6 protein-coding genes are annotated in these 5,749 nt (G+C 71.5%); 3 read left to right on the top strand and 3 right to left on the bottom strand.

Going from position 1 to position 5,749, the window contains the following annotated elements; translation table 11 throughout:
- Positions 1-119: 119 nt before the first annotated feature.
- On the bottom strand, positions 120-548 hold the full coding sequence (locus ACFV6D_RS15370; protein ID WP_380345889.1) for a hypothetical protein: 429 nt from the start codon (positions 546-548) through the stop codon (positions 120-122).
- A gap of 515 nt (positions 549-1,063) precedes the next feature.
- Here ACFV6D_RS15370 and ACFV6D_RS15365 point away from each other — a divergent pair.
- A complete protein-coding gene (locus tag ACFV6D_RS15365) occupies positions 1,064-1,774 on the top strand; it encodes a hypothetical protein (RefSeq protein WP_380560038.1) in 711 nt (236 codons plus the stop codon).
- An 86-nt stretch (positions 1,775-1,860) separates the two neighbouring features.
- On the opposite strand, the gene ACFV6D_RS15360 is transcribed toward ACFV6D_RS15365, so the two are convergent.
- Positions 1,861-2,826 carry an alpha/beta hydrolase family protein gene (locus ACFV6D_RS15360; RefSeq protein WP_380560036.1) on the bottom strand — a complete coding sequence of 322 codons (966 nt, stop codon included), beginning with the start codon at positions 2,824-2,826 and terminating at the stop codon, positions 1,861-1,863.
- 308 nt (positions 2,827-3,134) lie between these two features.
- On the opposite strand from ACFV6D_RS15360, the gene ACFV6D_RS15355 reads away from it, so the two are divergent.
- Positions 3,135-3,656: a helix-turn-helix domain-containing protein gene (locus ACFV6D_RS15355; protein ID WP_350879005.1), complete on the top strand. Its 522-nt coding sequence runs from the start codon at positions 3,135-3,137 to the stop codon at positions 3,654-3,656.
- 36 nt (positions 3,657-3,692) lie between these two features.
- Here the strand turns inward: ACFV6D_RS15355 and ACFV6D_RS15350 are convergent, their stop codons facing one another.
- On the bottom strand, positions 3,693-4,592 hold the full coding sequence (locus tag ACFV6D_RS15350) for an alpha/beta fold hydrolase (protein ID WP_380560034.1): 900 nt from the start codon (positions 4,590-4,592) through the stop codon (positions 3,693-3,695).
- Positions 4,593-5,126: 534 nt separating this feature from the next.
- On the opposite strand from ACFV6D_RS15350, the gene ACFV6D_RS15345 reads away from it, so the two are divergent.
- On the top strand, positions 5,127-5,369 hold the full coding sequence (locus ACFV6D_RS15345) for a hypothetical protein (protein WP_063352415.1): 243 nt from the start codon (positions 5,127-5,129) through the stop codon (positions 5,367-5,369).
- Positions 5,370-5,749 lie beyond the last annotated feature (380 nt).

Genomic DNA, 5,749 nt, shown 5'->3' with positions numbered 1-5,749 from the left:
GCCCCCCCCCCCGGGGGGGGGGGGGGGGGGGGGGGGGGGGGGGCGGGTGGACTGTCGTCCTGGAACGTGGTCCGGGGCGATGATCGGCCGCCGCTTGCCTACCGGTATCCGTCCGAAGATCAGAAGGGCGACCAGCCGCTCCAGTTGCCGGAGAGGTTGTTACGGGAGTTGACCCACTGCCTGCCGTCGGTGCCGATCGCCGAGATGGTGTAGCTGTCGGGGTTGGCCCACGTGCGGACGGCCGGTGTGGTGACCTGGAAGTGTCCCCCCATGCTCTTCCAGTCGCTCAGCCATGTCCCGTTCATCCCGTTCCAGCGGGTCCAGACCGCCCCGTCCGTGCCGATGACGAACACTTCGTCCTGGCCCTGGGGCAGGTGCAGCCATGCCTCGCCGTGGTTGGGGTCGTCCGAGGCACAGTAGAAGTCCCCGCCCCAGACGGAGTGGCAGATGCCGACCGTCGCCGTGCCCGCCTCCGCCGGGGCCGCCGCGAACGCGAGCGATCCCGAGACCGCCGCGGCCACCATCAGTGCCTTGATCCTGCTCCTCATGATCTGTCTCCTTCTCGCCGCCCCCGATGGGCCCGGGTGGTGGCATGTGTGGAACATGACATGGTTATTGGTGCTGTCGGGCGGCTCGGCCTGGGCTGTTCGAACAATCGGCCGGGACGCGTCCCACGCATCCTCACAACGGCGTCGGGTCCATGACAATCCCAGATTTCTGGGATGTCGGTCCGACGAACCTCTGTGCTCGCCCCGGGTCCCGAGTGGCCCGACATCCGCCCCCGCACCCTGACCCACGACTGACCCCCACACTGCCCCGCCCACTCACCCCGCCCGGTCGTGCCGCAGAAACGCAGCACCCCTCCCCGGCCCGCAGACGGCTGCCCTACGGGATGGCAGAGTTCCTGCTGAGGCCGCTGCGCGACGAGTTCGACGGACGGCCGATCAGGAAGCGGGCCGGGAGCTGCCGGAGAGGCCCCGGGAGTGACCGGCTGCGCCCGGTTGAGAACCTTTGGGGTGGGACGTTGTACACGGAGAGGCCGGTCAGGGAATCGGCGCGGGTGATGTGGGAGCACAAGGCGCTGCTGCTCCTGCCCGGGATCGCCGGCGTGGTGCTCGCCGGGTTGGTCGGGGGGCTCGCCCTGGGGGTGACGGGGCTGTGGTCGGGGGCCGTCCTGGCGAACGTGGCATTGGTGGTGGTCGCGATCCTCGTCGTGGCGGTCTTCGCCACGTTCTTCAACGCGGTCCTGATCGTCGCGGCGGACGACGCGTTGCGGGGGCGGCCGGTCGGGATCGGGGCCGGCTACGGGCGGGCGCTGCGGCGGCTGCCGGCGATCGTGGTGTGGGCACTGGTCGGTGTGGTGGTGATCTTCTTCGGGTCGCTGCTGCTGGTCGGGATCTGGTGGGCGATGGCCTCCTACCTGGTGCTGCCGGCGATGATGATCGACGGCGTCGGGGTCCGTGAGGCGATGCGGACGTCCCGGCAGGCGTTCCGGGCCCACGGCGGGGACAGTGGGCGCAGTTCTACCTGGATCGCTCTGCCCGTCACGCTGTCCTTCTTTCCGTCGGTGGCGGTCTTCGGCGTGGGCCTCACGGCGGTCGACCGGGTCTCCGGGGTGTTGGCCATGGCGGGTGCGACCCTGTGGCTGGCGGTTGCCGTGACGGTGACGGCGAGCCTGTCCGGGGTGTTCCGGGTGCGCCATTACCGCGAGTTGACGGGACGACCGGCCCCGGCGCCAACGCTTCCTGCGCTGCACGTTTCACCGGTGGAGTAGTGCGGGTGGTCGGCGGCCGTTCGACCACCCGCGCTCTCGTACTCACCGGGGAGTCGGCGTCGAATGACGCCCGCGGTCGGCCGGTGCTACTTGGAGTCGACCCGGCCGAGCGGGTCGGCTTCGGCTGCCAGCGCTTCGCATGCCGTCTGCCAGACGGGGTCGCCGGGGTGGAGCGCGGTGCGCAGGTAGGCCCAGGTGAGCCGTTGGAGCAGCGCGACCCGTGCGGGGCTCTCGTCCGTGGTCTCGGCGACGTCGTATCCGGAGATCCCGCCGAGCCCGTGCTCCGCGTCGAACAGGGTGAGCAGCGACTTGGGGCCGGGGGAGAGGGTGTACGGATCGGTGTGCCAGTCCGGGCCCCGGACCGTCAGGTGGGCGGAGGCGTCCTTGTCCCCGGCGACCACGAGCGTGGGCGTCGTCATCCGGGAGAAGTCCGGGGTCGAGAGGAAGGGGTAGTTCTCGGCCACCTGCGGGGTGAGGGCGTCGCCGCCCCTGCCGGGTGCGGCCAGGAGGACGCCCGCCGTGATCCGGGGCTCGGCCAGGTTCACGGTCATCCCGTCGTCGGGGTCGGTGAGCCGGGCGCCGAGCAGCAGGCTCGCGGTGTGCCCGCCCATCGAGTGCCCGGCGACGGCGACCCTGCCGTGGTCCAGGCGTCCGAGGAGCTGGGGGACGGCGGCCTCGATCGTGTCGAGCCGGTCGAGGATGTGCGTCATGTCCTCGGCCCGGGACCGCCAGTACATGGGGGCCCCGGGGGTGTCGGGGGCGAGGTCCAGCGTCGTCGAGCTGAGGTGGGTGGGCTGGATCACGGCGAAGCCGTGCGCGGCCCAGAAGTTGACGAGGGGGGCGTAGCCGTTCAGCGAGGAGAGGTGGTTCGAGTGGCCCTGGCCGTGGGAGAGGAGGACGACCGGCAGGTCGCTCCCGGACAGTGGGGCGGAGACCCGCACCTCCAGGTCCACGGCCCGGCCGGGCACCGGCAGGACGACCGGACTGACGGAGAGGATGGGGATGGGGGCGGGCGGGCCGAAGGTGTCGGCCGGGTGCGTCGATTCGCTCATGGTGCGCATGTCCCTTCGGGGGCCTTTCCCGGTCGGGCCTGAGCGGCCGGCGGCGGGCGAGGCGGTCGGGAGCGTCCGGTTTCGGCTATGCTGAAACCGGAACCTTGTTCCACTTACTATACGGAACATCGTTCCGCTTAGTCAACGGTCATCGGCCAACGGCTGTCGGCTGTCGGAAGGAGAGCATCGTGTCCACTGCGGGCCAGCCCAGGGAGACCCAGCCAGGGGAGACCCAGCCAGGGGAGACCCCACCCGGGGAGTCGCCGGCCAGGGGAAGGCGGGCCGACGCGCAGCGCAACCGGCAGACGCTGCTGGCCGCCGCCGCCGAGGTGTTCGTCTCCTCCGGCGTCGACGCGCCGATCCGCGAGATCGCGGCCAGGGCGGGCGTCGGAACGGGGACGATCTACCGCCACTTCCCGACCCGCGCGGATCTCGTCGTCGCCGTCTACCGCCACCAGGTCGAGGCCTGCGCCGAAGCCGGCCCGGCCCTGCTCGCCGAGGCCGACTCCCCGTTCGCGGCACTTCGCCAATGGGTCGACCTCTTCGTCGACTTCCTGGTCACCAAGCACGGACTCGCCAACGCGCTGCAGTCGGACGGCAGCGGCTTCGACGCGCTGCACGCCTACTTCCTCGACCGCCTGGTGCCCGTCTGCGCACAGCTGCTCGCCGCCGCGGCCGAGGCCGGCGAGATCAGGCCCGGAACGCAGGCCTACGAACTGATGCGCGGCATCGGCAACCTCTGCGCCGGCCGCGACGGCGACCCCCGCTACGACCCCCGCCGCCTGGTCGACCTGCTCCTCCAGGGCCTCCAGCGACCGCCGTCATCCTGACGCGCGAGGGCCTTCCGCAACCGCGAGCACCTCGGCTCAGCCCGTCCTGGCCAGCATGGCGTGGATGGACCTGATCACCACGTCGGGGCGGTCGAGCGGGACGTCGTGCGAGCTGTTGTCGGCCACGACCAGGTCGCGGTCGGGGGCGGCGTGAGCGAACGCCGCCTGCGCGTCGCGCCAGAGCTGGGCATCCTGCGGCGAGGTCTCGAACGGTGTCCTGGCCGAGGCGATGACCGTCGCCGGAAGGTCCTGCGGCCAGGACGCCTGGTGGTACGCACGGTGCATGGCCGCGTAGTCCTGTGCCACGGAGAGCAGTTGGCGGGTCTGGGGAGTGGAGGGCTGGGAGGCGAGAGCGGCGACCTGGTCCTTGTTCGCGGCCACGACCCGGTCGATCTCGCCGTCGGTGTAGAAGTCGGGCAGGCTGGCGTCGATCAGAACCGCACCCCCTACCCACCCGGGGTGGCTGCGCACGAAGTAGGTGGCGATCTCCCCGGCCTCCGAGTGCGAAGCCAGGACCACGTGGCTCGTGGCGCCTGCCGCCGTCAGCACCGCCGCCAGATCCGACACGGCGTCGTCGACCCGCCACGGTCCGGCCACCTCCTCGCTGGCACCCAGACCGGCCCGGTCGTACGTGATGATCTCCGCACCGGTGTCCTTGGCCAGGGCCGGCACCAGGTCCTTCCAGTAGGACGAGCCCTGCCCGCCGCCGGCATCCAGCACGACCGCCGGCAGACGGCCGGGCGTGACATGGAAGACCAGCCGGTGCCCGTTGTTGACGACCGTCCGGGCGGAGCCGTCGGAGCCGTCGGAACCGGCCGCTGAACCGGGCGAGCCGACCGCACCCGGCACGCGGGACGTGCCGCACGCGGCCGCGCTTCCCAGTGCGAGAGCGGCGGTGGCGAGCAGGAGCACTGCTCGCCGACTGCGTGACGTCATGATCCGTCCTCCGATTGCATGATGAAGGCGCGTCAGGACAAGTCACCCGCCACCGACGCCCGACCTTCGCCTCTACGAGACGACCACCAGTCTTCGCCGCCGCCCCGCCCCCGGTCGATGCGACCAACCCCCCGACACCCCCGGGGGCTCCCCCCCCACCACCCACACCAGGGCACACCCCCGAGCCGCGTCGAACCCACGACGCCCGCCGCGCCGACCGGTACCAAGGTCGTCAACGGCCCCACCTGCCGACGCTGACCCGCCGGAACAACCCGATGCCCGAGCTCAGCCGGCAGCACAAATCCCCAGCCACAGAGCCTCCTTGTCGAGCTCTCGACGTCGTCCGCACGCCGTCAAGGCGCTATGCTTTGGCCAGGCGACCACGCTCGCCGTTACGTCGGACCCGGGCTTCTCCCGCAGCCGCCCGGGGTTGAGGGCGCAAAGTGCCGTCGGGCGCGCGTGGTGCAGAGCTGTCGTTCCTCCTATGGGGCGCAGTGGGCGGGAGCACTGAGTCGCGCCCACCGGGAGCCGGACATGACGCTCGACAGGGACATCGTTACGCTCACACGCCGCATCCAGCGTGAGTCCGGGGACACGATCCCCTTCCGGCAGGCGCGGTTGACCGCCGCGCGCGAGTTGGGCGGGTTGCCCGTCCACACCATGACTGCCGAGGAGCGGATCCCGCTCCGCATCCAGTACACCGCGGAGAGCGAGGCCGCCGAGACACGGCGACGCCTACCGGGTGGTGCTGGGCACTGCCACGCTCGAACTGTGTGACGGGAAGGGCTGATCCGTGCCGTTCCTCACCGACCACCCGGGGTCCGCGCCCGTTTTGGTGGCCGCCGTCATCCTCGGAGTCCTCCGCTTTACGTTTCCGAAGGATTCTCGCCACCGCCTGGAGCTGTGGAAGGCATTCCTCGAGCACCGACGTCGGCGCTGGCAGGTGACGGAGCGTCGCCGCATGACGGAGAGGTCCGGAAAGCCTGGCCGGCCGGATCACCCTGTTTGAGCGGCACGACGCGGCGGTCACCGATCGCGCCGCGCGGACCTCAGCCGACCAGCATCCCGCCCGGGGGGCGGGCCCCGGAACTGAAACCGCCCCCCCCCCCCCAACACACGCGGTAAGGGCACCCCGGGGGTGGCCGGGGGGGGCCGGG

Source organism: Kitasatospora sp. NPDC059812, assembly GCF_042732075.1.
Classification (GTDB): domain Bacteria; phylum Actinomycetota; class Actinomycetes; order Streptomycetales; family Streptomycetaceae; genus Kitasatospora.
The sequence above is the reverse complement of the archived record's forward strand: the minus strand, read 5'-3'. Positions and strand labels throughout refer to the sequence as shown.